Origin of the sequence: Micromonospora sp. CA-269861, from assembly GCF_050948505.1 — a bacterium.
GTDB lineage: Bacteria > Actinomycetota > Actinomycetes > Mycobacteriales > Micromonosporaceae > Micromonospora.
In genome coordinates, this window is record NZ_CP192014.1 from 5,455,977 (window position 1) to 5,482,162 (window position 26,186).

Genomic DNA, 26,186 nt, shown 5'->3' on the forward strand with positions numbered 1-26,186 from the left:
TCCGCTGCTGCGCCTGATGGTTTGCTCGCTCACTCGACCACCGCCCCGGCCTCCAGGGCGAACAGGTCCCGCAACTGGCCGGTGGACAGCTCGGTGATCCACTGCTCACCGGTGCCGACCACCCGCTCGGCGAGGCTGCGTTTGTCGGCGATCATCGCGGCCACCTTCTCCTCGACGGTGCCGGCGCAGACGAACTTGCGTACCTGCACCCGTCGGCGCTGCCCGATCCGGAACGCCCGGTCGGTGGCCTGATCCTCGACCGCCGGGTTCCACCACCTGTCCACATGCACCACGTGGTTCGCGGCGGTCAGGGTCAGCCCGGTGCCGCCGGCCTTGAGGGACAGGACGAACAGCGGCGGGCCCTCCGCCGACTGGAAGCGCTGAACCAGGGCGTCCCGCTCGGCCTTGCCGAGGCCGCCGTGCAGGAACAGCACCTCCCGGCCGAACCGCGCCGACAGGTGACCGCGCAACATCGCACCGAACTCGGCGTACTGGGTGAAGAGCAGCGCCTTCTCCCCCGCCGCCAGCACCTCCTCCAGGATCTCGGTGAGCCGGGCCAGCTTGCCGGAGCGGCCCTCCAACGGTGAGCCGTCGCGCAGCAACTGGGCGGGGTGGTTGCAGACCTGCTTGAGCCGGGTCATGGTGGCGAGCACCAGGCCGCGTCGCTCGATGCCGTCGCTGGTCTCGATCCGGGCGAGCATGTCGTCGACCACCACCCGGTACAACGCGGCCTGCTCGGCGGTGAGGTTGCAGAGCACCTCCATTTCCAGCTTCTCCGGCAGGTCCGAGATGATCGACGAATCGGTCTTGAGCCTCCGCAACACGAACGGGCCGGTGATCCGGCGTAGCCGCTCGGCGGCCTCGGCGTCGCCGTGCCGCTCGATCGGCTCGGCGAACCGCTTGCGGAACGTCGCGGCCGGCCCGAGCAGACCCGGGTTGGCGAACTGCATGATCGACCAGAGGTCAGCGAGGCGGTTCTCCACAGGCGTACCGGTCACCGCCACCCGCTGCCGGGCGGGCAGCGCGCGAACCGCCTCGGCCTGCCGGGTCGACGCGTTCTTGATCGCCTGCGCCTCGTCCACCACCACCCGGTGCCAGTCGATGCCGGCCAGGTCGGTGGCGTCGCGGGCGGCCACCGAGTAGGTGGTGAGGACCAGGTCCGCGCCGTGCGCGGCCGCTGTGAACTCCGCCCCCCGCGCCCGCTCGGCACCATGGTGTACGTGCACCCGCAGCTCCGGGGTGAACCGCGCCGCCTCCCGCTGCCAGTTGCCGACCAGCGACATCGGACAGACCAGCAGGGTCGGCCCGGCCTCCGGTGGGTCCCCGGCGAGCAGCGCGAGCAGTTGCACCGTCTTGCCCAGCCCCATGTCGTCGGCGAGCACACCGCCCAGGCCGAGCGAGCGCAGGAACGCCAGCCAGGCCAGTCCACGCTGCTGGTACGGCCGCAGCGTCCCCTGGAAGCTCGGTGGCGGGTCCAGCGGAGTGAGCCGCCGCTCGACAGCGCCGGCGAGCAGGTCGCCCAACGCCCCGTCGGCGGTCACCTCCAGCACCGGCAGCGCGCCGGTGGCCTCTCCGTCGGCTAGCCCGAGCCGGAGCAGGTCGGCGACGCTCAACTCGCCCGCGGACCGGAGCAGGCGCAGACCGGCGGCGAGCCGCGCCGGGTCCAGCTCCACCCACCGGCCGCGGAGCCGTACCAGCGGGGTCTTCATCTCGGCCAGCGCCGCCAACTCCTCGGCGGACAGCGGCTGGTCACCCAGCGCGATCTCCCAGCGGTAGTCGACCAGGGCGTCCAGACCGACACCGGCATCGGCGCCACCCACCGTGCCCGGCGCGGTACGGCTGCGAGCCTTCAAGCGGGCGCCCAGTCGCGCCGACGGACGCTGCCACCAGGACGGCAGCAGCACCCCGAAACCGGCCGCGTGCAGCACCGGGGCGCCCGCACTGAGGAACCGGTGGGCGCCCTCGACGTCGAGTTCCATCGCCTCCGGGGCGGCGGTACGCAGCGCGGCTTCCAGGTCCGGCCAGAGCCGGCTGGCCCGGCCCAACTCGGCGAGCAGCGTCTCCTGCGGGCTTGTCGTACGGCCAACCAGGCCACCGAGCGTCTGCGGCGCCCGCCAGACCTCCCCGGCGTCGACGTGCAGGCCGGGCTCGTCCGCGGCCTGCAACCCGAACTCCAGCCGCCAGCGCCCGCCACCTGTCGACTCGACAGGCACCGGCGCGCTGTCGGAGGGCACCGGCCCCGGCGCGCTGTCGGCGGGCACCGGCCGGGTGGCCAGGATCGGTTCCGTGACCTCGTCGGGGGCCGGTTCCACCAGGCGGAAACTGGCCCGCACCGGGCCACCGGCGGCGTCGCGCTGCCAGGCGTCCAGTTCGGAGGAGAGGGTGGCCAGCCCGGTTGGGTCGATGGTGAAGTCCCGCTGCGGGCCGGCGAGCGCGGCCAACCAGGCCGGTGCCGGACCACCCGGTCGCAGCCCCCGGGCCAGCGTGGTGGTCGCCAGGGCGGCCCGCGCGGCGGCGTCGGTCAACGCGTCGAGCGCATCCGCGACAAGCACGGCCGCGGTCAGTTCATGCCCGCCCGAACTGACGGTCACGGCAGCGGCACCGCCGGAAGGCCGCTCGACGGCGGCGGTGGGCGCCGGCAGCGCGGCGGTAGGTGCCGGCAGCGCGGCGGTAGGTGCCGGCAGCGCGGCGGTAGGTGCCGGCAGCGCGGCGGCAACGGCCGGCAGGACGGCGGCCCGGGCGGCGGGGGGCAGGGCCAGCGCCAGCGACCGCGCCCAGGCGGCGTCGGTGCCGGTGAGCAGCGGACGCCAGACCGCCTGCGCGGCAGCATTTGACGCCCCCGCCACGCCAGCACCGGGCGTCTGATCACCCGGCGTCGTGCCAACGCCGGGCATCTGATCACCCGGTGTCGTGCGCACGCCGGGGAGGACGCGGCCACGGGTCACCAGGTCGGCGGCGAAGTCGGCCAGTTCGGCGAGGTGCCGCAGGGTGGCCCCGGGTACCACCGGAATGTCGTCCAGGGCGTGCAGCAGGGACAGGGCGTCGTCCGGGGCGTACACCAGGATGGGGACCCGCCAACCGGCCAGGGTGAGCCGGCCGCGGGCCGTGGGTGCGACGGTGGTCCGGATCAGCTCGGGTGAGTCGGTCGGCGCGCCCGCCAGGGTGGGGAGGGTGAGCAACGCGGTGTCCAGCCGGGTCGGCTCGGCGGCGTCGGCGAGGACGGCGGCCAGGTCGGTGTGCCCGGCCGCGAACGGGTGCGGGCGTTCCCGGGCCGGCCGGCCCGAGCGCGCGGCGGGTACCGGTGCCGCGCTGTCCTCGGCCCAGACGGCGAGGCCGCCCGTCGAGCTGTCGCCGGGCAACCACAGCCCGTGGATGACCAGCACCTGCTCCCCCTAGTCGCCGCCCGCGCCCAGGATAGGCGGCCCCGCGGCCCGGACCGACGGCCCCCACCTGCCCGATCTTGCACGTGGTGTCGGTGATCCGCGACAAGTGCCCACTTTTGTCGCCGCCGAAAGTGCAAGATCGCGTGGCTCTGGAGATCGGAGCGGCGCCAGGCTAGCGTCGGCGGCGTGGTTGATCTGCTGGTTCTTGGCGGCCTCGGGGTGGATGTGCGGGTTCGGGTCCCCGCGCTGCCACTACCGGCTGCCGACTCCCACACCGTCGAGCCGATCGAGTTGCGGATCGGCAACACCGGTGCCGGGGTGGCGCTTGCCGCCCGGGCGCTCGGGCTGCGGGTACTGGTGGTCGACACCCTCGGCGCGGACCCGGCCGGTGATCTGGTCCGGGCGGCGCTGACCCGGGCCGACGTGCCGACACTGCTGGCCGAGAACCCGGGCGGCACCCGTCGTTCGGTGAACCTGGTGGACCCGGGCGGGCGGCGCACGTCGCTGTACGACCCGCGCCCATGGCGGGGTGATCCACCCTTCCGCGCCACGGAGGTGGCCGCACTGGTCCGCGACGCCCGGCACGTACACCTTTCGATCATGGATTGGGCGGTGCCGCTGCTGCCCGCCGTGCGGGCCGCCATTCCTGCGGGTGCGGCGCTCTCCACCGACCTGCACGACTGGGACGGCGAGAACACCTACCATCAGCCGTTCGCCGAGGTCGCCGACCTGGTCCTGGTGAGCGGGGTGCGGCTGGGCGACAGGGCCGCGTCGCTCGCCAGCGCACTGACGCCCCGGACGGTGGTGGTGACGCGCGGCGCGGACGGCGCCGAGCTGTACCCGGGCGACGGCACTGCGGTGCCCGTGCCGCCCGCCACCCCGGGGAGGCCGGTGGTGGACAGCAACGGGGCCGGCGACGCCTTCGCGGCCGGCCTGATCGCCGGCCGGTTGCGCGGCGAGCCACTGGCGCATGCCGCCCGGTACGCGGCGCGGGTTGCCGCCGCGGCCTGCACGCAGGACGGGATGGAGTATCCGCCTGGCCTGTTGCCCACCGGGTGAGGCACACCCGCGAGGCGGGGCTCAGAACGCGCCGGACTCGCCGTCGGTCAGTTCGCGCAGGATGTCGGCATGGCCCACGTGCCGGGCCGTCTCCTCGATCAGGTGCACCAGAATCCAGCGCAGCGACACCTCGCCGAGCTGCGGGTGCGGCACCACGTGGTCGAGGTCGACGCTCGCGGCGACCTCCCGGGAACGGGCACAGGCCCGCTCGTACGCCTCGACGAGCCCAGCGATGGTCTCCTGGTCGCCGAGGATGAAGCTGGCGAGCGCGTCCTCCTCGGAGGTCAGGTAGACGTCGCCGGGCTCGGGGGCCAGCAGGGTCGGAAACCAGTTCCGCTCGACAAGGGTCAGGTGCTTGACCAGCCCGACGAGCGTGGTCGCCGAGGGCACCAGCCGGCGGCGGGCGTCAGCGTCGGAGAGACCGCGCAGTTTGCGCAGCAGCACGGCCCGGTGGAAGTCGAGGAACGAGGTCAGGACGGCGCGCTCGTCGCCGGTGCGGGCGAGCACCGGACCGAGCGAGGGATCGATCGTCTGCTCCATCCGCCGACCCTAGCCACGGTCCGGGTCCCCCGCTGCCCCGCTATCCGCTGCGGGCCGGCGCTACGACGGGCAGGATGGGCGCATGGCTTCATCCGTGCAGATCCTCCTCGTCGGCGGCACGGCGGACGGGCAGACCATCACCGTCGAACTGGACAGCAACGGCCGCCCGCCGCTGACCCACCATCACCTCGGCTCCGGTGGGCTGGCCGACGCGCAGATCTACGAGTTGGAGACGGCCCGCGAGGAGGCCCGCGAGTGGCGCTACCGGTGGACCGGCCCGGCGGTGTGACAGCCCGCTCAGACCCGGGTGAGGGTCTGGCTGCGCAGGCTCTCCAACACGCCACGGGTGACCTCCGAGGTGCCCCGCGCCTGATCGCACACCTCCGCCACCCGTCGTGCGGTGGCCTCGGCGCGTTGCTCCCGCTCGTCCCACAGCCGGTCGACCTCGGCCAGCAGCGGGCCCTCGACCTCCCGCTCCACGCCGCGTAGCGCCGGCACACCGAGCCGTTGGGCCAGGTCGAAGACCTTGCCGGCGTACGGCAGGGGCAGGAACGGCGTACCGACCATCGCCGCGAAGATCAGGAAGTGCAGGCGCATGCCGACCGCCAGGTCGAAGTGGCGCATCAACCCGAGCACCTGCTGCGGGGAGTAGGTGCCGTGCAGGATTCGACCCCGATCGGCGGCGACCATGTGCGACAGCACCCCGTGGGCGTGCCTGATGTCGTCGCGCTCCATCGGCACGAACAGCACGTACGCGTCGATCCGGTGCACCAGGAAGTCACCGATCTGGGCCAGCAGCCGGTGGTAGCCGTCCACGTCGAGTCGCTCGGCGGCGCGGCCCGGCTCCCGCACGCTTATCCCTACCAACCGCTTACCGACCGGAACCCCCTCCTCGGCCAGCAGGTGGGCCGGGAACTCCTCCGGTTGCAGGAGGAACGCCGGGTCCGCGGTGACCGTGATCGGGTTCAGCAGGCCAGCCTCCTCCAACACCATCCGGGACTCCTGGTCCCGGACCGTCACCTGGGTCGCGCTGGAGAGCGTTTCCCGGACCATGCCGGTGTCCACACCGTCGCTGAGCGGCCCGACCCCCACCGCGTACGTGATCAGCGGCAGGCCCCGCTCCTGGGCGACCCGGACCACCCGCAGGTAACGGCGGGCCTCCCGGTCGTAGAGGATGCCGCCGCCGCCCAGGATGAGCAGGTCGAGCTGGGCCAGCACCAGGGCCGAGTCGGTACGACTCACGCCCTCCCACGGCACCGCCTCGACGTCCGGGTGCGCTGCCCGGGTGTGCTCCGGGTTCCGAGAGAAGACGATGATCCGGGCGTTCGGTTCCTGCGTGCGAAGATCGGTGAGCAGGCCGGTGAGGATCGCCTCGTCGCCGAGGTTTCGCCCGCCGTACGAGCCGAGCACACCGATGGTCAGTCCGGCGCCGTGCGTCATCCGTCGCTCCTCCCCAGGTGCGGTCCGCGCCGGTTTCCCGCTGGGCAGGTGAACAGTCCTGCCGAGGGGACCCGTCGCCAGCCCGCCGACGCCCGCTCAGCCCGCCGGGCTGATCCGCTTCGCCATCTGCTGTGCGGTGACCTCGAAGCCCAGGCTGCGGTAGAGGCCGATCGCCACGGCGTTCGTCCCGAAGACGTTCAGACCCAGCTCCGGTACGTCGCGGTGGGCGAGTTCGACCTCGATGAGCTGGATCATCCGGCGTGCGTACCCGCGTCCCCGGTGCTCCTCGTGCACCTCGATGTTGTGGATCCACGCCTGGTCCGGCGCGGCGGCCGTCGGCAGTGTCACCCAGATCCAGCCGACCTCGGTGTCATCGACCCGGCCCACCCGTAGCAGCGCCCCCTCGGTGGCCGTGCCGGCCGGCAGCGACTCCCGGATCTGGCTGACCGACCGCTCGATGGCCGCCTCCGGGGTCATTCCCCGGTGCGCCACCAGGTCCTCGGCGAACCCCTGCTCCAGTGACCGCAGCAAGCGGGCCAACTCCTGAGCCGTCATCGGCGTCAACGTCAACTCCACGGCGTCCTCCCCTTCGTCGTCGCCAGCGGGTAGTGCAACAGAACCGGCCCGGCCACGCCAACGGGTTCCCCGCCCAGCGCCGGACGGGACGGCGCGGGGGTGCGCGGCCCAGCGACGATGGAACCGTGCGGATCGCCCATGTCAGCGACAGCCACCTCACCAACCCGGAGGGGGTGGCCACCTCGGTCGGCATCACGGTGGCGCTCCTGCGCGCCGCCGGGCACCGGGTCGTGCTGTACTGCCCCGGCCCACCGTTGCGGCGTCACCGCCGACCGGGCGAGGTGCCCTCGCTGTCGGTGCCGACCCGGCCGTACCGGCTGGCGCTGCCCCGGCCGCCCAGCGCACCCGCCGACGTGGTGCACGTGCACACCACCGGCCCGCTCGGCGTCGCCGGCCTGCGCTGGGCCGCCACCCGGCGCGTACCGACCGTGCTGACCTGGCACACCGACCTCGTCGCGTACGCCGCGCACTACCCGGAGATCCCGATCGGGGCCGCGTACGCCGGGCTGCGGCTGGGCCTGCGGTGGCGAGCCCGGGACCTGTGGGCGCTCGCCCGCCCCGGGCCCGGTCGACAAACCCGGCTGGCGGCGCTCGCGCGCACCCTGCTGGCCCACAGCACGGTCCTGATCGCCCCGTCGCCGAAGACCGCGACGATGATGGCGACGATGGCGGGGCGTACCCCGATCGTGGTTCTGCCGACCCCGGCCGCCGCGCCGCTCGCCGACGCCGACGACCGGCGGCGGCTGCGGGCCCGGCTGGGCATCCCGGCGGACGCGCCGGTGCTGCTCGCGGTGGGCCGGGCCACGCCGGAGAAGAACCCGGAGCTGCTGCTGGCCGCGTTCGCCCAGGTCCGCCGCGAGTTGCCCGCCGCCCGGCTGGTGCTGCTCGGCGCCCGGCGGCACCGGCTCGCGATCCGCCGGATGGCCCGCCGGTACGGGGTCACCGGCGCGCTGCACCTGCTCCGGCCGGTGCCACGCCAGCGGGTCGGCGCCTTCTACCGGGCGGCGGACGTGCTCGCGTTCACCTCCACCACCGACACGCAGGGCCTGGTGCTCGCCGAGGCCGAAACATACGAACTGCCGGTGGCCATGGTGGACACTCTGCTCGCCGAGCGGCCCGGCACCGGCACCACCCGGCCGGTCGCCGAGCCCACGCCGGCGGCGTTCGGGGCGCTGCTCACCCGGCTGCTGACCGAGCGGGAGCTGCGCGCCGCAGTGATCCGGGACGGGCTGGCGGCAGCGGCGAACTGGTCCGCCGAGCGTTACCTGACCGAGCTGGTCAAGCTGTACGCGACGCTGCCGCCGGTCAGCCCAGCGGACGCGACGACAGCCGGCCCACCTGGGCCAGGACCAACGGGAGCTGCCATCCCCGGGGCGCGGCGAGGTGACGCGGAGACCAGGTCGGAGCGAACTTCGCCTTGAACCGGCGCAGCCCACGGAAGCGGTAGAAGCGTTCGCCGTGCGTGTACACCCCCCGACCCAGGCGGCAGAGCGGGTCCGCGCCGGTCAGCCCGGACAGCGGGGCCAACCCCAGCTCCACACTGGCCAGGCCCCGCTCCCGGGCCGCGTGCAGCACCTCGACGAGGAGATGGTCCATCACCGTCGGCGGTGCGTCCGGGTGGTACCGCAGCAGGTCCACACCCCACCGGCGGGGCGTCGGCAGCAGCGCTGCGAAGGCCACCACCCGGTCGCGCTGGCGCAGCACCGCGACCGGCAACCCGGCCAGGTAGGCGGGGACGAACCCGCCGAGGGAGAACGACATGTCGGGTCGACCGGCCAACCAGGCGTCGGAGACCGGGCGCAGCTCGTCGAGCAGGCCCACGCCGGGCAGTACCGCGAACGACAGGTCGGCGCGGCGGGCCAACCGCCGCCAGTTGCGGCGCAACGCCCCGCGTTCCGGCCCGCTCAGGGCGAAGTCGGCCAGCGGCACGCTCGCCGACTCCCCCACCGGGTGCACCGCGAGACCCAACCGGCGCAGTTCGGGCAGGAGCGAATCGCCGACGTGGTACACCGCAGGGCGTCGGCCCGCCCGCCGCGCCGACGCACAGAAGTCGGCGAGCAGCTCGTACCGCTCGGCGGTCGGCCCCACCGGCGGACCGAACGCGATCCACGACCGGCCGCAGACCCCGTACATCAGGAAGCTGGCCCCCGACGGCGAGAAGTGGAACCGCTTGTCGCCGAGCAGCGCGAGCGCCGCATCCGGCTCCCGGTCGGCGTCGGCGGTCAGGATCCGGCGTACGCGGCGCAGCTCGTCGTGGCGTTCATCGATGCGACGATGGTAGCGTCCGCCGGTGGCCGACCGGGTCCTGCGGATGAGCACCGCGATGGTGGTCGCCGTCGGGCTGGTCCTCGCCGGAGTCGCCGCCCGTGAGGACCTCGTCGAGCTGCTGTTCTACTTCACCGTGCAGGTCAACCTGGCCTATCTGGTGGTGCTGCTGGTCGGTTGCGGTGACCGGTTGCGCACCGCCTTCACCGTCTACCTCGTCGGCACCGGCCTGGTCTTCGCCCTCGTGCTGGCCAATCCGTGGAGCGGCTACGCCATGGTGGCGACGCCCGAGGCTCGGGGGCTGGTCTCCGACGCCGGCAACCTGCTGCTGCACGCCGTGGCGCCGCCGCTGGCCGCCGCCCAGTGGCTCAGGAGCCGGCCCCGGGTCGCGCTCCGTCCGGCGTACGCGGTCAGCCTGCTCGGCTACCCGTTGCTGTGGCTGACGGTGATCCTGGTCCGGGGAGCCATGGGCGGCGCCGAGGACCGCTATCTCTACCCGTTCCTCGACGTGCCCCGACTCGGCTATCCCACAGTGGTTCTCAACGCCGTGCTCTTCGCCGTCACCCTGCTGCTGATCGCCCTGACCGCCGTCCGCCTGACCAGACGGAGCACCGGTTGACAGTGCGGGCGGTTCAGGGGGTCGGCTCCAACTGGCGTGCCAGTTGCGCCAGGTCGTGCAGACGCAGGTCGCCGTCGAGCCCCTTCAACGCGGCGGTCATCGCCCCGGCCGCCCGCCCGGCCCGCAGGCCGACCTCGGCGTCCTCGACGACCAGGCACCGCGCCACGGGTACGCCCAGCAGTTCCGCGCCCCGCAGATAGCCCTCCGGGTCCGGCTTGCCGACGCTGACGTCCTCCACAGTGACGAGCACCGGCGGCTTGATGCCGGCGGCACCGAGCCGGGCCTCGGCGAGCCGCGCGTCGGCGCTTGTCACCACCGCCCAGGGCAACCCCAGCCGGGCCAGCACGTCCAGCAGGTCGTACGCCCCAGGGGTGGCCGTCACGTCGGACAGGTCGTCGTACTGCAACGCGAGTTGTCGGGCCGCGGCGGTGGCGACCATGCTGTCGTCGAGCGCGGGCAGCAGCCGGCGGATGGTCCGGTCGGCAGGGCTGCCGTGCGCGATCGCCAGCGCCGCCGCCGGGTCGACGGCGTACTCGGCGGCCCACCGCTCCCAGGCCCGCTCCACGGCGGCGTCGGAGTCGACAAGGGTGCCATCCATGTCGAACAGCACCGCGCCAATACCCGCCAGTTCCACGACCACGCTCCCCGCATCGACGGTACGGCCGCCACCCTCCCCCACCTCGCAAGATCCGCGCAACTTCGGTGATCCTGCTGCCTGCCCAGCCGTTGAGGCAGCAGGATCCGTGATGTTGCGCGGATCTTGGGTGCCCGCCGGGTCGGCAGGCCGTCGATGCCGTACTGCTCAACCGGCCGCGTCGGGTGGGGACCGACTCGTCAGCCGTCGTGACCCAACACGGCGCGCACCGCGTCGACGAACGCGATCCGGCGCTTCGTCCGTACCTCGATCGCCGCGAGCCAGCCCTCCCGGTGCCGGTCGCGCAGCGGAGCGCTCCCGTCGCCCGGCTCGTCACCGAGTCGGCGCTGGTCGGCGTACTCCGTGGTGAGGCTTGTCAACACGGCCCGGCCGGCCACCGCGATCTCCGCCGGGCCCTCCAGCAACACCAGGTTGTACGCCTCGTCCACGGCGCGCATGGTCGCGTACGCCTCGTCGTAGCCGGGCACCGGCCCACCCCCGCCGGCGTCCAGCCACCGCCGGTCCAACTGTCGGTACGCCTGGTCGCAGGCGCTCAGGAACCCGACGTACGCGTCCCGCCGCAACTCGTCCCGACGCGTGGCCCGGCGCTCGACACTCTCCTGTCTGGCGACGGTGAGCTGGTGGGCCAGTTGCCGACGGGTGCTGAGCGCGCCGACCAACCCGGTCAGGGCCGCGGCGGCCAGGGTGGACAATGAGGTGATCAACGCTACGGCGACGGTGTCCTGCACCCGCACATCATGGCGGTGCTGCCGCCGTGGCCCGTACAGCGGTGTCCGGCTGTGCGGCGTTTCGGGCTCCCCGTGCACACACGGCGCGTGATCAGCGCGGCGGGTCCTCGCCGGTGAGCCCGTCCACCGACTCCCGGATGAGGTCGGCGTGACCGACGTGCCGGGCGTACTCCTCGATCAGGTCGATGAGGATGCGCCGCAGGCTCGGCACCTCGCCGTCCGGCCAATCGCCCCGGGCAAGTTGCTCCGGCCCGCCGTCGGCCAGCAGTTCCGCCACCGTCGCACGGGAGCGGGCAACCGCCTCCCGCCAGAGCGTGTAGAGCTGCTCCGGGGTGTCCTCGGCGGCCGACTGCCAGTCCCAGCCGGGATTCGCGTCCCAGTCGACCGTCTCCCACGGCTGACCCGGCGAGCGCCCGGACAGCTTCAGCGAGAAGTAGAAGTCCTCGACGAAGGCGAGGTGCTTGAGCAGCCCGCCCAGGGTGATTGACGACGGCCCGAGCGTCGCCCGCAGGCCGGCGGCGTCGAGCCCACCGGTCTTCCAGGCCAGGGTGGCGCGCTGGCGGTCCAGGGAGCCCAGCAGGGTGGAGGTCTCGTCGCCCGCAATCGGCGGTTCGGGGTGACCGTTGTCGTCCGGGTGCGTCATGGGGTTCGAGGTTACGGAAGCCTGCCGGGGCAGGCCAGGCTGAGTTGGTGCTGGTGGGCGCGGCAGGTTTCGAACCTGCGACCCCCCGCTTGTAAGGCGGGTGCTCTCCCACTGAGCTACGCGCCCGGATCGCCCGTGTGGCGGGCCGGTGGCTGGCAAGCTTACCTGCCCGCCACCGACCCGGGCGCACGGCGTACCCCGGTCAGCTGGCCGCTTCGGCGATGGCCTTGCGCCAGCCCTGCTGGTCGCGGGCCTCGCCCGGGCCGTTCATCTCGGCGAAGCGGACCACGCCGGTCTTGTCGATGACGAAGGTGCCCCGGTTGGCGAAGCCGGCCACGTCGTTGAAGACCCCGTACGCCTGGGCGACGGCGCCGTGCGGCCAGAAGTCGGCGAGCATCGGGAACTGGTAGCCCTCGCGGTCGGCCCAGATCTTGTGGCTGTAGGCCGAGTCGACGCTGACGGTCAGCACCTGGACGTCGTCGTTCACGTACTCGCCGAGGTTGTCTCGCACCTCGCCCAGCTCGCCCTGGCAGGTGCCGGTGAAGGCGAGCGGGTAGAAGACCAGCAGCACGGTGCGCCTGCCCCGGAAGTCCGAGAGTCGGACCTCCTGGTTGTTCTGGTCCTTGAGCACGAAGTCCGGCGCTTCGGCACCAACCTCGATGGGCATGCGAACTCTCCTCGCTGCTCGGCCACGCCGGCGACGGCGTCGAGTCGGGTGGACGGCACCAGCCTGCTACCCGGCGGTGGGCGGACCGTCGGGCGAGCTGAGCGGCGCCGGCTACTTCTTGGCCTTGGCCCCTCGACGCAGCACCAGGCGTGCGCCGCTCCAGTCCCGGCCGGCGTTGACGGTCGAGGTCTGTTGAAGGCCGGCGGTGGGCGCGGACTCCGCGACCTCGCTCGGCTCGACGTGCCCCTCACGCCCCGCCTTCGGGGTGAGCAGCCACACGACGCCGTTGTCGGCCAGCGGGCCGAGGGCATCGACGAGCAGCTCGAAAAGGTCACCGTCGCCGTCGCGGTACCACACCAGCACGGCGTCGACCACCTCGTCGGTGTCCTCGTCGACCAGATCTCCACAGCGGTCGGTCAGGGCGTCTCGGAGATCCTGGTCGACGTCGTCGTCGTACCCCATCTCCATGACGACCATCCCCGGTTCGATCCCGAACCGGTCCGCCAGGCTGCGTACCCCGTCGGCGGCCTGACCAGCGGTCGCGCTCACTGTCGCGTGCCTCCTCATCTCGTCCCTGCTCGCGGCGTCGGTGCGACGCCGTCAGGCAAAGTCCACACAGTTGTTGGTCTGCGCGCAAGTGGCGCACCGGGTGGAACGGAATTTACCGTGCCAGCAGCGTACGGGCACCGTCGGTAATGGCTTCCGCGGAGACCAGTACGTGACGTGCTGCCGGACCTAATGGTACAAACGAGTCAACTCCCGCCACTCGACGCGCGGCACCGACATATCCGGCGTCGACCAGCGCGGCGATCACGCCCTCGCCGACCCCGCCGGAGCGGCGCGTCTCGTCCACGACCAGCACCCGGCCGGTCGCCGAGGACTCGCGGATGATGTCAGCCACCGGCAGCGGGGCCAGCCAGCGCAGATCGACCACGCGGGTGCCCACCCCCTCCTCAGCGAGGACGGCCGCGGCCCGCAGCGACATCCGCACCCCGTTACCGAACGTGATGATGGTGAGGTCGTCCGCCGAGCCGACCCGGTAGACCCGGGCCCGCCCGATCGGCACGTGCCCGGCCACCCACCCGCCCGGCTCCGGATAGCCGGCCAACCACTCCCCGTCACCAGCCGCGTACAAATCTCGGGTGTGGTAGAGCGCGATCGGTTCCAGGAACACGCAGACACTGCCGTCCACCGCCGCGCTCGCCAGACAGGTCCGCAGCATGGGCGCGGCATCGTCCGGCCGCGCCGGCACCGCGACCACAAGACCTGGCACATCCCGGAGTACGGCTACCGAGTTGTCGTTGTGGAAGTGCCCGCCGAACCCCTCCTGGTACGCGAGGCCCGCCACCCGCACCACCATCGGGTTGCGGAACGCCCCCTGCGAGAAGAACCGCATGGTGGCCGCCTCACCGCGCAGCTGGTCCTCGGCGTTGTGCAGGTACGCCAGATACTGGATCTCCGGCACCGGCAGCATCCCGGCCAGCCCGGCACCCAGACCCAACCCGAGCACCGACGTCTCGTCGAGCAGGGTGTCGAAGACCCGGGCCGCCCCGAACCTGTCGCGCAGCCCCTTCGTCACCCCGTACACGCCGCCCTTCGCGGCCACGTCCTCACCGAAGATCGCCATCTGCGGGTGGTCGAGCATCCCGTCAGCCAGCGCGGCGTTGATGCTCTGTGCCAGCGTCATCGGCCCGACCAGCTCCGGGGGCTTGCCGCCGAACGCCTCCGCCCGAGCGCCCGCGCCCGGCCCGCTGGCCCGCGCCGCGGCGTCGGCCACCGCCCGCGCCACCCGCACCGGACGGCGAGGCGCCAGCGCCGACACCACGTCGGCCGCGGACGCCAGCTTCGGCTCGCCCAGCACCTCCTCGGCCAGCCGGCGTACCTGCCAACCGGTCTCGTCGTACCGGGCCAGCAACTCCTCGCCGGTCGCCACGCCGGCGTCGACGAGCAGCCGCGCGGTGGCGGCCACCGGGTCCCGCTCCAGGTCCTCGGCCAGTTCGGCCGGGCTCCGGTACGCCGACTCCGCGTCCGCCCCGGCGTGCCCCATCAGCCGGATGGTGCGCAGGTGCAGCACGGCCGGCCGCCGGTTGCGCCGTACCCAGGCCGCGGCCTCCGCCGCCACCGCGTACGTCTGCACCGGGTCGGCCCCGTCCGCGCTGAAGTAGCGGATGCCCGGCTTGGCCCGCAGGGTCGCCTCGACCCAGCCCTCCGGCGAACGGACGCTGATGCCCAACCCGTTGTCCTCGCAGACGAACAGCACCGGGATCCGCAGCCCGGCGTGGTCGTACCACCCGGCGGTGTTGAAGGCGGCGGTGGCGCTGGCGTGGTTGACGGAGGCGTCGCCGAAGGAGCAGACCACTATCGCGTCCGGCGGCCAGGGGGCGTGTGCGGCGCCCGCGCCACTGCCGACCCGCACCCCGGCCCCGGTACGCCGTCCGGCGCTGTCCAGCCGGCGCAACCGCTCGACGGCCAGCCCCATCCCGACCGCGCGGGGCAGGTGCGAGGCGATGGTGGAGGTGGTCGGCACGATCGCCAGGTCAGCCCGGCCGAACACCTTGTGCCGGCCCCCGGCGATCGGCTCAAGGCTGGACGCGACCATCCCGCGCAGCACGTCCCGGGCCGCGTCGACGTACGGCGCGAACCAGTTGGCGGCCACGGTTGCCGAGGTCGGTTCGTGCCCGGACGGCTCCGATTCGGACATCTGCGGATCGGCGGTCGGCTCGGGGCGGGTCGACGCGCCGTCGACAGTCGATCCAGCGTCGGCGGACGGCTCAGAGCCGGTCAGCGCCGGGTCGGCGGCCGGCGCTCGGTCGGCGGTCAGTGCTGAATCGCCGGTCTGCGCTCGGTCAGCGGACCGCGCTCGGTCGGCGGTCAGCGCCGGGTCAGCAGACCGCGCTCGGTCGGCGGTCAGCGCGGGATCGACGGCGGCTTGGGCGGCACGGAGACAGTAGAAGGCGCCGGAGCGGTAGTGCAGCAGCGCCGGGTCGGTGGGGCGCAGCGCTGCGGCGACCGCGGCGTTGCCCTCGTGCCCGGCCGAGCCGATCGTGTAGAAACCCTCCCCGAAGCTGCGCAACCAACGGCCGGCCAGGTCGAGCTGCCGGCTGGTCACCTGCGCGTCGAACAGGTCCAGCACCTGTGCGCCGGTCAGTGGGGCGTCGTCGGTGACCGGGTCGGCGGGGTCACGCCGCCGCTCGGCGGCAGGCAGCGCCGCCAGCGTCTCCCGGAACCGGTCGTCGAGATCTTGCGGGGTGGTCACGTCGGACAGCATTACCGACGGAAGCCCTGCTCGCCCAGTGGGACACGGCCGGCGGGGGTGCGCTCACTCCGGCCCGAAGGACTCCGGACAGCCACCATCGGACACCTTCCACACCAGGTCACGAAGGATGTCCAGCTCCTCGTCGCTCAACCCGGACAGGAGTCGGGAGTCGGACATCACCTCGATCACCCGGGCCCGCACGACACGACCCTCCTCGGTCACCAGCAGCGTCTTCTGCCGCCGATCCGTCGGGTCGGTGCGGCGCTCGACCAGCCCGGCCTGCTCCAGCTTGTCGACAAGCACCGTCACGTTCGACCGGTCGCAACCCAGCTGACCGGCGAGATCCCGCGCCGGCAGCGGGCGGTCCGGGTCCAACTCGTGCAGCGCCCGGGCCGCCGCCGGGGTGAGCCCCAGCTCGGCGAACGCGGAGCCCTGCCGGTGTCGCACAGCGTCGGTGACGTGCGCCATCCGCCGCACCACGTCGACGGCGAGACCGGCCCGATCCACCGGCCCGCCCACTGCGGAACCCACCTGCCGCGTCACGACCACATCGTACGCAGCACGCCGTTCGGGCAGCTCAGCGATCAGGTCCGGGCAAATCCTCCAGACGGGCCACACCGGTCCCCAGCCCAACATCAGGCAAACTGCTGCCTCAGCACGAGTTCAGGCAGCAGTTTCGGGGAAGTTGCGCGGATCTTGACATGGGGACGGCTGCGCCAGGTGGCGATCAGCCGGCAGACGGGCTACGGCCCTCCGCCTCGCACAGAATCCTGGATGTAGTGGCCTCCCGCGCCCCCGATCCCACTACATCCAGGATCGAGCACGATCTAGGCGCGCGCGCGAGGCGCGAGGCGCGGGCGCGGGGTGGGGGGTTAGCCGGGGAGGAAGGAGAAGCGGACCTGGCGGGTCGGGTTGTCGCCGTTGGTGTCGACGAGGCAGATCGACTGCCAGGTGCCCAGCGCCAGCCGGCCGCCGAGCACCGGCAGGGTGGCGTACGGCGGGATGAAGGCCGGCACCACGTGGTCGCGACCGTGGCCGGGTGAGCCGTGTCGGTGTCGCCAGCGGTCCTCGGTGGGGAGCAGGTCGTTCAGCGCGCTGAGCAGGTCGTCGTCGGAGCCCGACCCGGTTTCGATGATCGCCAGGCCGGCGGTGGCGTGCGGCACGAAGACGTGCAGCAGGCCGTCGCCCTCGCCTGAGACGAACTGCTGGGCCTCCGCGGTGATGTCGCGGACGGTCGGCCGGGACCCGGTCTGGACGGTGATCACGTCGCTGCGCATACGTCGCATTCTGCCGCAGCGGGAGGTCAGGAACTGCCGCCACCGCCACCGGAGTCGCCGCCACCGGACCAGCCCCCACCGGAGTCACCGCCGGACCAGCCTCCGCCGGAGTCGCCACTGGACCAGCCCCAGCCGGACCAACCTCCCCCGGAGTCGCCACTGCCGCCGACCGGTTCCGTACCGTCGGGGTTGTCGTGGTCGCCGTCCCGCTGGCGGCCGACGTGCCCGCTGCCGGCGTCCCCGGCGGGCATCGCGTAGAGGCCGTACCCGCCGCCCGTGTCCGGACGGCGACGACGGCCGGCCTGGCCGCCGAGACGGGCCGCGCGGATCGCGTCTCGCAGCAGGCCCGCGCCGAGCACTGCCAACAGGGCGCCGAGGGCCACCAGTCCCACCATCGGCAGGCTGCCGGAGGCGAGGCCGACCGCGCCGATGACCAGGCCGACCAGCCCGACAACGATCATGCTCGCGGCGACCGCGACATGGCGTCTGTTCATGGTGCTGACGGTAGGAGTGGCGGTCAAACCGCTCAGGTTCCACGCGGCCGTCGCGCTAAGTTACCGACGAGTACCTGTGTTCAGCATCGCGTCGGGGGGACCTAGACGTGACGAGGGGTGCCACCAGGGGGCAGGATGGCGCTAGAGACCTATCCCACACACAACCGAGGGAACGCCTGTGGCTACGGAACGCAAGCGCCCGGTGATCAGCGACGGCCTACCGAGCCAGCTTCCGGACATCGACCCTGAAGAGACAAGCGAATGGGTCGAGTCGCTTGACGGTGTCATCGACGAACGCGGCGCCAAACGCGCCCGCTACGTCATGCTGCGCCTGCTGGAGCGGGCCCGTGAGCGCCAGGTCGGGGTTCCGCCCCTGACCACCACCGATTACATCAACACCATCCCGTCCGAACGCGAGCCCTGGTTCCCGGGTGACGAGCACGTCGAGCGGCGGATCCGGGCGTACGTCCGGTGGAACGCCGCCATGCTGGTGCACCGGGCGCAGCGCCCGGAGATCGGCGTCGGCGGGCACATCTCCACCTTCGCCAGCTCGGCGTCGCTCTACGAGGTGGGCTTCAACCACTTCTTCCGGGGCAAGAACCACCCGGGCGGTGGCGACCAGATCTTCTACCAGGGCCATGCCTCCCCCGGCATGTACGCGCGGGCGTTCCTGGAGGGACGGCTCAGCGAGCACCAGCTCGACGGGTTCCGCCAGGAGCTGTCGCACCCCGGTGGTGGGCTGCCCTCGTACCCGCACCCTCGGCTGATGCCGGACTTCTGGGAGTTCCCCACCGTCTCGATGGGCCTCGGCGGTCTGAACGCGATCTACCAGGCCCGGTTCAACAGGTACCTGCAGCACCGCGGCATCAAGGACACCTCCCAGCAGCACGTCTGGGCGTTCCTCGGCGACGGCGAGATGGACGAGCCGGAGACGCTCGGCGCCATCGGCGTCGCCGCCCGTGAGGAACTGGACAACCTCACCTTCGTGATCAACTGCAACCTGCAGCGGCTGGACGGCCCGGTCCGGGGCAACGGCAAGGTCATGCAGGAGCTGGAGGCGTTCTTCCGGGGTGCCGGCTGGAACGTGATCAAGGTTGTCTGGGGCCGCGAGTGGGACCCGCTGCTCGCCGCGGACACCGACGGCGCGTTGGTCAACCTGATGAACACCACGACCGACGGCGACTACCAGACCTACAAGGCGGAGTCGGGCGCGTACGTACGGGAGCACTTTTTCGGCCGTGACGCTCGGACCCGCAAGATGGTCGAGCCGCTCAGCGACGACGAGATCTGGAACCTCAAGCGGGGTGGGCACGACTACCGCAAGCTCTACGCGGCCTACAAGGCGGCCACCGAGCACACCGGTCAGCCCACCGTCATCCTGGCGAAGACGATCAAGGGCTGGACGCTCGGCTCGCACTTCGAGGGTCGCAACGCGACCCACCAGATGAAGAAGCTGACGCTGGAGGACCTGAAGACCTTCCGCGACCGGCTCTACCTGGACATCCCGGACTCGGCGCTGGAGGACAACCCCTACCTGCCGCCGTACTTCCACCCGGGCGAGAAGTCCGAGGAGCTGGCGTACCTGAAGGACCGGCGCGAGCAGCTCGGCGGGTACCTGCCGTCCCGGCGGACCAGCACGAAGCGGCTGGCCATCCCCGGTCCGGAGCGGTTCGCCGACATCAAGCGCGGCTCGGGCAAGCAGAAGGTGGCCACCACGCAGGCCTTCGTCCGTCTGCTCAAGGACGTGATGAAGGACAAGGAGTTCGGCAAGCGCTGGGTGCCGATCATCCCGGACGAGGCCCGCACCTTCGGTCTCGACTCGATCTTCCCGACCGCGAAGATCTACTCGCCGCACGGCCAGCGCTACACCTCGGTCGACCGCGAGCTGTTCCTGTCGTACAAGGAGTCGACCTCCGGGCAGATCCTGCACGAGGGGATCAACGAGGCCGGTTCGGTGGCCTCGTTCACCGCGGCCGGCTCGGCGTACGCCACGCACGACGAGCCGATGATCCCGATGTACATCTTCTACTCGATGTTCGGGTTCCAGCGGACCGCCGACGGGCTGTGGGCCGCGGCCGACCAGATGGCCCGGGGCTTCCTGCTCGGCGCCACCGCGGGTCGGACCACGCTCAACGGTGAGGGCCTGCAGCACGAGGACGGGCACTCGCTGCTGATCGCCGCCACCAACCCGGCGGTGGTCGCGTACGACCCGGCGTTCGCGTACGAGATCGCGCACATCCTGGAGCAGGGTCTGCACCGGATGTACGGGGACGCGCAGGAGAACGTCTTCTACTACCTGACGGTCTACAACGAGCCGACGCTGCAGCCGGCCGAGCCGGCCGACGTGGACGTGGAGGGCCTGCTCAAGGGCATCTACCGCTACTCGCCGGCACCGCAGGTCGACGGCCCGAAGGCCAACCTGCTCGCCTCGGGTACCGGGATGCAGTGGGCGCTCAAGGCTCAGCAGCTGCTCGCCCAGGACTGGGGGGTCGGCGCCAACGTGTGGTCGGTGACCTCCTGGACCGAGCTGCGCCGCGACGCGGTGGAGACCGAGGAGTACAACCTGCTGAACCCGGGCGCCGAGGCGAAGGTTCCGTACATCCAGCAGAAGCTGGCCGACGCGGACGGGCCGAAGGTCGCGGTCAGCGACTTCATGCGCGCGGTACCGGATCTGATCGCCCGCTGGGTACCCGGCGACTACACGTCGCTCGGCACCGACGGTTTCGGCATGTCGGACACCCGGCACGCGCTGCGCCGGCACTTCCACGTCGACGCTGAGTCGATCGTGGTGGCAACGCTGCGGCAGCTCGCCCGCAGCGGCGCGGTGGCGACCACGGTGCCGGCCGAGGCCGCCAAGAAGTACGCGATCGACGACGTCAACGCCGCCCCGGTCGGCGAGACCGGCGGCGACAGCTGATCACGCACCACTGAGGAGGGCCCGGCGCACTCGCGCCGGGCCCTTTCGGTGTACGGAGTGGCGGTGGTCCGGGGGCCCTGGCGGGGATCCGGACCACCGCCGTCGCGGGTGACGCCGGGAGGATGGGCGCTCGTCAGCCGACGGCGGCCAGGTCGGTGAGCCGGGCCAGCGAGTCCTCCAGGTCGGCGCCGACCCGACGCAGTCCGAGGCGCAGCATTGCCGCCTTGACCGGGCCGGCCGGCCAGCGGACCACGATGAGGCGCACGATGGTCCCGCCCTCCTCCTCGTCTCCGGTGAGCTGGACGTAGATCTCGGTGCGCGCCTCCGCCCGAGATCCGGCGCCCTTGGCCCGCTCCCGCCAGCCGATGAGCGTCGGCTCCTGGTAGGCGATCACCTCGGCCTCATGCGCCGAGCCGCGCCCCGCCTGGACCAGTTGTCGCCGCCCGAAGCCCTCTCCCGAGAGCACTTCGGCCGCGCGGACCCCGGCCAGCCAGGCCGGCAACTGCTCGGCCCGCTGCACGACATCCCAGACCACTTCAATTGGCGCCGCCACGTGCGCACTACGTTCCACGAGGATCATTTCCGTCTTTCCTCCGGTGAGGACATCACACGATATCGGCACTCTATGCGCTAAATCGGACTTACCCGGACGGGTTCGGAAAAAGACACGCCGATCAACCATTGCGTATTGCGCCAGACCGGCCTATGGCGCATTCATCGAGAGCGCTTTAAAGTCCCGAACACGTTTCACGTTGACCGGGAGGGCGCATGTCGACCGCACCGATGCCCCAGTTCCCCACCGGCTTCCGCTGGGGCGTCTCCACATCTGCCCACCAGATCGAGGGCGCCACCGCTGCCGACGGCCGAGGTCCGTCCATCTGGGACACCTTCGCGCACTCCCTCGGGCGGATCAGCGACGGCACCAGCGGCGAGACGGCCTGCGACCACTACCACCGGCACACCGAGGACGTGGCGCTGCTGGCCGGGCTGGGCGTCTCCGCGTACCGGTTCTCCATCGCCTGGCCCCGGATCCAGCCCACCGGCGCCGGTCCGGCGAACGCGGCCGGCCTGGACTTCTACGACCGCCTGGTGGACGAGTTGCTGGCCGCCGGTGTCGACCCGGTCGCCACCCTCTACCACTGGGACCTGCCGCAACCCCTCGAGGACGCCGGCGGCTGGCTGCACCGCGACACCGCCGCCCGGTTCGCCGAGTACGCCGAGAAGACCGCCGCCCGGCTCGGCGACCGGGTCCGGCTCTGGATCACCCTGAACGAGCCGTTCATCCACATGAGCCTCGGCTACGGCATGGGCGTGCACGCCCCCGGCCGGATGCTGCTGTTCGACGCCTTCCCGGTCGCCCACCACCAACTGCTCGGGCACGGGCTCGCGGTCGCCGCCCTGCGAGCCCACACCGCCAGCCCGGTGGCGATCGCCAACAACTACTCGCCCGTGCGGGTGCTCGGCGACAGTGCCGCCGACCGGGCCGCCGGGGCGGCGTACGAGGCACTGCACAACAGACTCTTCACCGACCCGCTGCTCGGCCGCGGCTACCCGGAGCTGCCCGGCTTCGACCCGAGCGTCATCCACCCCGGCGACCTCGACACGATCGCCGCCCCGATCGACGTGCTCGGGGTCAACTACTACAACCCCACAGGTGTACGGGCTGCGGAGGAGGGTTCACCCCTGCCGTTCGACCTCGTCGCGCTGGACGGCTACCCGCGTACCGCCTTCGACTGGCCGGTGGCCCCCGACGGGCTGCGCGAACTGCTCGGCTGGCTGCGCGACACGTACGGCGACGCGCTGCCGCCCATCGAGATCACCGAGAGCGGCTGCGCGTACGACGACGCACCCGACTCCGACGGCCAGGTGGCGGATCCGGAGCGGATCACGTACCTCGACGGTCACCTGCGCGCGGTCCGGGCGGCCCTCGACGACGGGGTGGACGTCCGCGGGTACTTCGTCTGGTCGCTGCTGGACAACTGGGAGTGGGCCGAGGGGTTCACCAAGCGCTTCGGTCTGGTGCACGTCGACTACCCCACCCAGACCCGTACGCCGAAGTCGTCGTACACCTGGTTGCGAGACGTGATCGCGGCCAGCCGGCCGGGGTCGGCGCGGTGACCACCCTCGACCCGACGCCGGCGTCGCTGCCGGCGGCGCTCGCCGAGCCGACGGCGCCGGTGCGGCGCGGCTGGATCGGTCTGATCTTCGCGGCCAACCTCGGCGTCTGGATGGCGTTCTTCACGCCCATCCAGGTGCTGCTGCCGCAGCAGATCGAGCAGATCGCCCCCGGCGACAAGGAGAACATGCTGGCCGTGGTCACCGGCCTCGGTGCGCTGGCCGCGGTGCTGGCCAATCCCCTGGCGGGCGCGCTCTCCGACCGGACCTGCCTGCGCATCGCCGGCCGCGAACTCGGTCGCCGGCACGTCTGGACGGCGGGCGGGGCCGTGCTCGGCGCGGCGGCCCTGGTGCTGCTGGCCCAGCAGCGGACCATCCTCGGGGTCGCCCTCGGCTGGGTCGCCGCGCAGGTCTGCTTCAACGCGATGCTGGCCAGCCTCACCGCCGCCATCCCGGACCGGGTTCCGGTACGGCAGCGCGGAGGTGTCTCGGGGTGGGTGGGCATCCCGCAGGCGCTCGGGTTGGTGCTCGGCGCGGTGCTGGTCACCGCAGTGGTCACCGGCAACGCCGCGGGCTACCTGGCCATCGCGGTGGCGATCCTGCTGCTGTCGCTGCCGTTCGCGCTGCTCACCCCCGACGAACCCCTGCCGCGTACGCATCGGCCGGCGATCCGGGCCCGGGCGCTGCTGGCCTCGATGTGGATCAGCCCCCGCCGGCACCCGGATTTCGCCTGGGCCTGGATCACCCGGTTCCTGGTCCAGCTCGGCAACGCGCTGGGCACCCTCTACCTGCTGTACTTCCTCAGCGACGGGGTGCGCCACCCCGACCCCGAGGGCGGTCTGCTGGTGCTGATCCTGCTCTACACGCTCGGGATGATGCTGACCGCGGTGGTCGCCGGCCGGATGTCCGACCGGTCCGGCCGGCGCAAGATCTACGTGATCGTCTCCGGGCTGATCATGGCGGTGGCGGCACTGCTGCTCGCGGTCGCGCCGGTCTGGCCGATGGCCATCGTCGCGGCGCTGCTGCTCGGCGCCGGCTACGGCGTCTACCTCTCGGTGGACGCCGCGTTGATCACGGAGGTGCTGCCCCGGGCCACCGACCGGGCCAAGGACCTGGGCGTCATCAACATCGCCAACTCGGCGCCGCAGGTGCTCGGCCCGGCGCTCTCCGCCCCGCTCGTGGTGTACCTGGGCGGTTATCCCACGCTCTACGCGGTCACCGCCGTGGTCACCCTGCTCGGCAGCGCCCTGGTGGTCAAGATCCGTTCGGTCCGGTGAGCCAGGGGGCGGTGGCGGAAAGCAGTCGCCTACCGCCGTAGGCTGGGGGACGTGACAGTACGTGTGCGCTTCGCCCCCTCCCCGACCGGTATGTTCCACGTCGGCGGCGCCCGCTCGGCGCTGCAGAACTGGATCTACGCCAAGCAGCAGGGCGGCGTGTTCGTGCTGCGCATCGAGGACACCGACGCGGCGCGCAACAAGCCCGAGTGGACCGAGGGCATCCTCTCCGCGCTGGACTGGATCGGGATCTCCCGGGGCAGCTACGAGGGCCCGTACTTCCAGTCGGCGAACGCGGGCGAGCACCGCGCCGCCGCCGCGCGCCTGTACGAGTCGGGCCGCGCCTACTACTGCGACTGCACCCGTGAGGACGTGCAGGCCCGCACCGGCTCGCAGTACCAGGGCTACGACGGCTACCACCGCGACCGTGGCCTCGGCCCCGGCCCGGGGCACGCGCTGCGCTTCCGTACGCCGGACGAGGGCGCGACGGTGGTGGTCGACCTGATCCGTGGTGAGCCCACGTTCGAGAACAAGCTCATCGAGGACTTCGTCATCGCCCGGGGCGACGGCTCGCCGGTCTTCCTGCTGGCCAACGTCGTGGACGACATGACGATGGGGATCACCCACGTGATCCGGGCCGAGGAGCACCTGCCCAACACCCCCAAGCAGCAGCTGCTCTGGGAAGCCCTCGGGGTCAAGCCGCCGATCTGGGCGCACGTGCCGGTGGTGGTCAACGAGAAGCGGCAGAAGCTCTCCAAGCGCCGGGACAAGGTCGCCCTGGAGGCGTACCGCGACGAGGGTTACCTCGCCGGCGCGATGCGCAACTACCTCATGCTGCTCGGCTGGGCGCCCTCCGGCGACCGGGAGATCGTTCCCTGGTCGGTCATCGAGGACGAGTTCCGGCTGGACGAGGTCAACCTCTCCTCGGCGTTCTTCGACGAGAAGAAGCTGCGCGCGTTCAACGGTGAGTACATTCGCGCGCTGCCGGTGGCCGAGTTCATCGACGCCTGCCAGCCGTGGCTGACCGGCACCGGGACCATCGCGCCGCCACCGTGGCAGCCGGAGGAGTTCGACGCGGACGCGTTCGCGGCCGTGGCGGAGCTGGCCCAGACGCGGATCGCGGTGCTCAGCGAGATCGTGCCGAACGTCGACTTCCTCTTCCTGGCCTCGCCGCTGATCGACGAGGCCGCCTGGACCAAGACCATGAAGGACGGCTCCGCCGAGCTGCTGGACGACGCCGTCGCGGCGTTCGAGGCGCTGGAGTCCTGGGATGCCGAGTCGCTGAAGTCGACGCTGGAGGCGGTCGGTGCCGAGCGGGGCCTCAAGCTCGGCAAGACGCAGGCGCCGGTGCGGGTGGCGGTCACCGGCCGCACCGTGGGTCTGCCGCTGTTCGAGTCGCTGGAGGTGCTCGGTCGCGAGCGCACCCTGACCCGAATCCGCGCCGCCCGCCTACGCCTGGTCTGACCGCACCCCCCTCGCCGCGCCGATCTTGCAGTTTCGGTTGTCGCTGTGAGCAGGATGCCCCTTGTGTCGGGACAGTAAGTGCAAGATCGCGGGGCAGGGCGTTGCCCGGTGGTTCAGGGGTGTGCCCTGAACTACCGGGGATCAGGTGATCATCGAGCGCTGCGCCGGCTCCGGAACACGAGGCCGGCCCCGAGTACGGCGAGCAGCAGCAGGCCGCCGAGCGCCCAGATCCACCAGCGACCGCCGGAGTCGGACTGCTCCGACGCGGCCGGCACCGTGGAGGCCGTCGAGCTGCCAGGTGTCGCCGACGCGGGCCCGGTGGAGGGTGCGGTGACGGCCGAGGGCGACCCGGTCGGGCTGGCGCCGGCAGCGGCCGACGGCGAGGCGGACGGGTCGGCGGCGGTGCCCGTCGTGAGGGTGAACCGCACCTCGCCCTTCACCGGATGCCCGTCGGACGACGCGAGCTGGTAGCCGACGATGTAGAGCCCCGCGGCGGCCGGCTTGAACGGCACCCGCACCCGACTGCCGTCGAAGGCGGGAGTCCCGCCAGCGACCACATTGTCCGGTCCGGTTATTGTGATCTTCGTCGTAGCCGGCGACGGCTTGGCGAGGAACCGCAGCTCGACCCGGGCGGGTGCCGTCGCCATGCGGGCGCCGTCGCGCGGGTTGCTGCCGGTCAGCTCGTTGTGAGCAAGAGCCGGTGTCGCCGGCACCAGAAACGACACACCGAACGCCACGCCGAGCACCACTGGCATGACCCGCACCGTACGTGTAACCCTGCCCCCCATGAACCCCTCCGTAAGGGTACGATCCG

General features: G+C 72.2%; 24 protein-coding genes and 1 tRNA gene. 8 read left to right on the plus strand and 17 right to left on the minus strand.

Annotated features, from left to right (window positions below):
• Nucleotides 1–29 precede the first annotated feature (29 nt).
• The gene (locus tag ACQP0U_RS24890) at nucleotides 30–3,383 is read right to left on the minus strand and encodes an SNF2-related protein (RefSeq protein ID WP_433311425.1); all 3,354 of its coding nucleotides are present in this window, start codon (nucleotides 3,381–3,383) and stop codon (nucleotides 30–32) included.
• Nucleotides 3,384–3,569: 186 nt separating this feature from the next.
• Here ACQP0U_RS24890 and ACQP0U_RS24895 point away from each other — a divergent pair, with 186 nt between their 5' ends.
• Entirely contained in the window at nucleotides 3,570–4,442 is an 873-nt protein-coding gene (locus tag ACQP0U_RS24895) for a carbohydrate kinase family protein (protein WP_433311428.1), read from the plus strand.
• A gap of 21 nt (nucleotides 4,443–4,463) precedes the next feature.
• On the opposite strand, the gene ACQP0U_RS24900 is transcribed toward ACQP0U_RS24895, so the two are convergent.
• Nucleotides 4,464–4,982: a DinB family protein gene (locus ACQP0U_RS24900; RefSeq protein ID WP_433311431.1), complete on the minus strand. Its 519-nt coding sequence runs from the start codon at nucleotides 4,980–4,982 to the stop codon at nucleotides 4,464–4,466.
• A gap of 82 nt (nucleotides 4,983–5,064) precedes the next feature.
• On the opposite strand from ACQP0U_RS24900, the gene ACQP0U_RS24905 reads away from it, so the two are divergent.
• The gene (locus ACQP0U_RS24905; RefSeq protein ID WP_030488784.1) at nucleotides 5,065–5,271 is read left to right on the plus strand and encodes a hypothetical protein; all 207 of its coding nucleotides are present in this window, start codon (nucleotides 5,065–5,067) and stop codon (nucleotides 5,269–5,271) included.
• 8 nt (nucleotides 5,272–5,279) lie between these two features.
• Here the strand turns inward: ACQP0U_RS24905 and ACQP0U_RS24910 are convergent, their stop codons facing one another.
• Together ACQP0U_RS24910 and ACQP0U_RS24915 are read right to left on the minus strand one after the other, a co-directional pair.
• Complete coding sequence (locus ACQP0U_RS24910) at nucleotides 5,280–6,422, minus strand: polysaccharide pyruvyl transferase family protein (protein WP_327034505.1); 1,143 nt, start codon at nucleotides 6,420–6,422, stop codon at nucleotides 5,280–5,282.
• A gap of 96 nt (nucleotides 6,423–6,518) precedes the next feature.
• Nucleotides 6,519–6,998, minus strand: a complete 480-nt coding sequence (locus ACQP0U_RS24915; protein WP_433311436.1) for a GNAT family N-acetyltransferase — start codon at nucleotides 6,996–6,998, stop codon at nucleotides 6,519–6,521.
• 125 nt (nucleotides 6,999–7,123) lie between these two features.
• Between ACQP0U_RS24915 and ACQP0U_RS24920 the strand changes: the two genes are divergently transcribed.
• Nucleotides 7,124–8,419, plus strand: coding sequence for a glycosyltransferase (locus ACQP0U_RS24920; RefSeq protein WP_433311439.1), 1,296 nt, complete (start codon nucleotides 7,124–7,126; stop codon nucleotides 8,417–8,419).
• Here ACQP0U_RS24920 and ACQP0U_RS24925 read toward each other — a convergent pair.
• Nucleotides 8,304–9,317 carry a phosphatidylglycerol lysyltransferase domain-containing protein gene (locus ACQP0U_RS24925; RefSeq protein ID WP_433311441.1) on the minus strand — a complete coding sequence of 338 codons (1,014 nt, stop codon included), beginning with the start codon at nucleotides 9,315–9,317 and terminating at the stop codon, nucleotides 8,304–8,306. The genes ACQP0U_RS24920 and ACQP0U_RS24925 overlap by 116 nt on opposite strands.
• Between ACQP0U_RS24925 and ACQP0U_RS24930 the strand changes: the two genes are divergently transcribed.
• A complete protein-coding gene (locus tag ACQP0U_RS24930; protein ID WP_433311444.1) occupies nucleotides 9,289–9,882 on the plus strand; it encodes a Pr6Pr family membrane protein in 594 nt (197 codons plus the stop codon). The genes ACQP0U_RS24925 and ACQP0U_RS24930 overlap by 29 nt on opposite strands.
• A gap of 13 nt (nucleotides 9,883–9,895) precedes the next feature.
• Here the strand turns inward: ACQP0U_RS24930 and ACQP0U_RS24935 are convergent, their stop codons facing one another.
• The 10 genes from ACQP0U_RS24935 to ACQP0U_RS24980 form a co-directional block, all read right to left on the minus strand.
• On the minus strand, nucleotides 9,896–10,516 hold the full coding sequence (locus tag ACQP0U_RS24935; RefSeq protein WP_433311447.1) for an HAD-IA family hydrolase: 621 nt from the start codon (nucleotides 10,514–10,516) through the stop codon (nucleotides 9,896–9,898).
• Nucleotides 10,517–10,716: 200 nt separating this feature from the next.
• A complete protein-coding gene (locus ACQP0U_RS24940; protein ID WP_433311449.1) occupies nucleotides 10,717–11,265 on the minus strand; it encodes a hypothetical protein in 549 nt (182 codons plus the stop codon).
• A gap of 91 nt (nucleotides 11,266–11,356) precedes the next feature.
• Nucleotides 11,357–11,908, minus strand: coding sequence for a DinB family protein (locus ACQP0U_RS24945; RefSeq protein ID WP_433311452.1), 552 nt, complete (start codon nucleotides 11,906–11,908; stop codon nucleotides 11,357–11,359).
• 51 nt (nucleotides 11,909–11,959) lie between these two features.
• A tRNA-Val gene (locus tag ACQP0U_RS24950) sits at nucleotides 11,960–12,034 on the minus strand.
• Nucleotides 12,035–12,110: 76 nt separating this feature from the next.
• The gene (locus ACQP0U_RS24955; protein ID WP_433311455.1) at nucleotides 12,111–12,575 is read right to left on the minus strand and encodes a peroxiredoxin; all 465 of its coding nucleotides are present in this window, start codon (nucleotides 12,573–12,575) and stop codon (nucleotides 12,111–12,113) included.
• Nucleotides 12,576–12,686: 111 nt separating this feature from the next.
• Nucleotides 12,687–13,124, minus strand: coding sequence for a DUF3052 domain-containing protein (locus ACQP0U_RS24960; RefSeq protein ID WP_030330240.1), 438 nt, complete (start codon nucleotides 13,122–13,124; stop codon nucleotides 12,687–12,689).
• 112 nt (nucleotides 13,125–13,236) lie between these two features.
• On the minus strand, nucleotides 13,237–15,843 hold the full coding sequence (locus ACQP0U_RS24965; protein WP_433311458.1) for a thiamine pyrophosphate-dependent enzyme: 2,607 nt from the start codon (nucleotides 15,841–15,843) through the stop codon (nucleotides 13,237–13,239).
• A gap of 51 nt (nucleotides 15,844–15,894) precedes the next feature.
• On the minus strand, nucleotides 15,895–16,299 hold the full coding sequence (locus ACQP0U_RS24970) for a MarR family winged helix-turn-helix transcriptional regulator (protein ID WP_433321103.1): 405 nt from the start codon (nucleotides 16,297–16,299) through the stop codon (nucleotides 15,895–15,897).
• Nucleotides 16,300–16,703: 404 nt separating this feature from the next.
• On the minus strand, nucleotides 16,704–17,108 hold the full coding sequence (locus tag ACQP0U_RS24975; protein ID WP_433311461.1) for a YjbQ family protein: 405 nt from the start codon (nucleotides 17,106–17,108) through the stop codon (nucleotides 16,704–16,706).
• A gap of 26 nt (nucleotides 17,109–17,134) precedes the next feature.
• Nucleotides 17,135–17,602 (minus strand): hypothetical protein, encoded by a 468-nt coding sequence (locus ACQP0U_RS24980; protein ID WP_433311464.1) that lies wholly within the window; start codon nucleotides 17,600–17,602, stop codon nucleotides 17,135–17,137.
• Between the two features lie 178 nt (nucleotides 17,603–17,780).
• Between ACQP0U_RS24980 and aceE the strand changes: the two genes are divergently transcribed.
• Nucleotides 17,781–20,519 carry a pyruvate dehydrogenase (acetyl-transferring), homodimeric type gene (gene aceE / locus ACQP0U_RS24985; RefSeq protein WP_433311466.1) on the plus strand — a complete coding sequence of 913 codons (2,739 nt, stop codon included), beginning with the start codon at nucleotides 17,781–17,783 and terminating at the stop codon, nucleotides 20,517–20,519.
• 133 nt (nucleotides 20,520–20,652) lie between these two features.
• Here the strand turns inward: aceE and ACQP0U_RS24990 are convergent, their stop codons facing one another.
• Nucleotides 20,653–21,099 (minus strand): SRPBCC family protein, encoded by a 447-nt coding sequence (locus tag ACQP0U_RS24990; RefSeq protein WP_210783445.1) that lies wholly within the window; start codon nucleotides 21,097–21,099, stop codon nucleotides 20,653–20,655.
• 188 nt (nucleotides 21,100–21,287) lie between these two features.
• Between ACQP0U_RS24990 and ACQP0U_RS24995 the strand changes: the two genes are divergently transcribed.
• The 3 genes from ACQP0U_RS24995 (at nucleotide 21,288) to gltX (ending at nucleotide 25,372) form a co-directional block, all read left to right on the plus strand.
• Nucleotides 21,288–22,637, plus strand: coding sequence for a GH1 family beta-glucosidase (locus ACQP0U_RS24995; protein ID WP_433311469.1), 1,350 nt, complete (start codon nucleotides 21,288–21,290; stop codon nucleotides 22,635–22,637).
• Entirely contained in the window at nucleotides 22,634–23,911 is a 1,278-nt protein-coding gene (locus tag ACQP0U_RS25000; protein ID WP_433311472.1) for an MFS transporter, read from the plus strand. Before ACQP0U_RS24995 ends, ACQP0U_RS25000 begins: the two co-directional genes overlap by 4 nt.
• A 90-nt stretch (nucleotides 23,912–24,001) precedes the next feature.
• Entirely contained in the window at nucleotides 24,002–25,372 is a 1,371-nt protein-coding gene (gltX, locus tag ACQP0U_RS25005) for a glutamate--tRNA ligase (RefSeq protein WP_433321105.1), read from the plus strand.
• Nucleotides 25,373–25,521: 149 nt separating this feature from the next.
• Here gltX and ACQP0U_RS25010 read toward each other — a convergent pair whose 3' ends face one another.
• Nucleotides 25,522–26,127 (minus strand): copper resistance CopC family protein, encoded by a 606-nt coding sequence (locus tag ACQP0U_RS25010; protein WP_433311475.1) that lies wholly within the window; start codon nucleotides 26,125–26,127, stop codon nucleotides 25,522–25,524.
• Nucleotides 26,128–26,186: the final 59 nt, after the last annotated feature.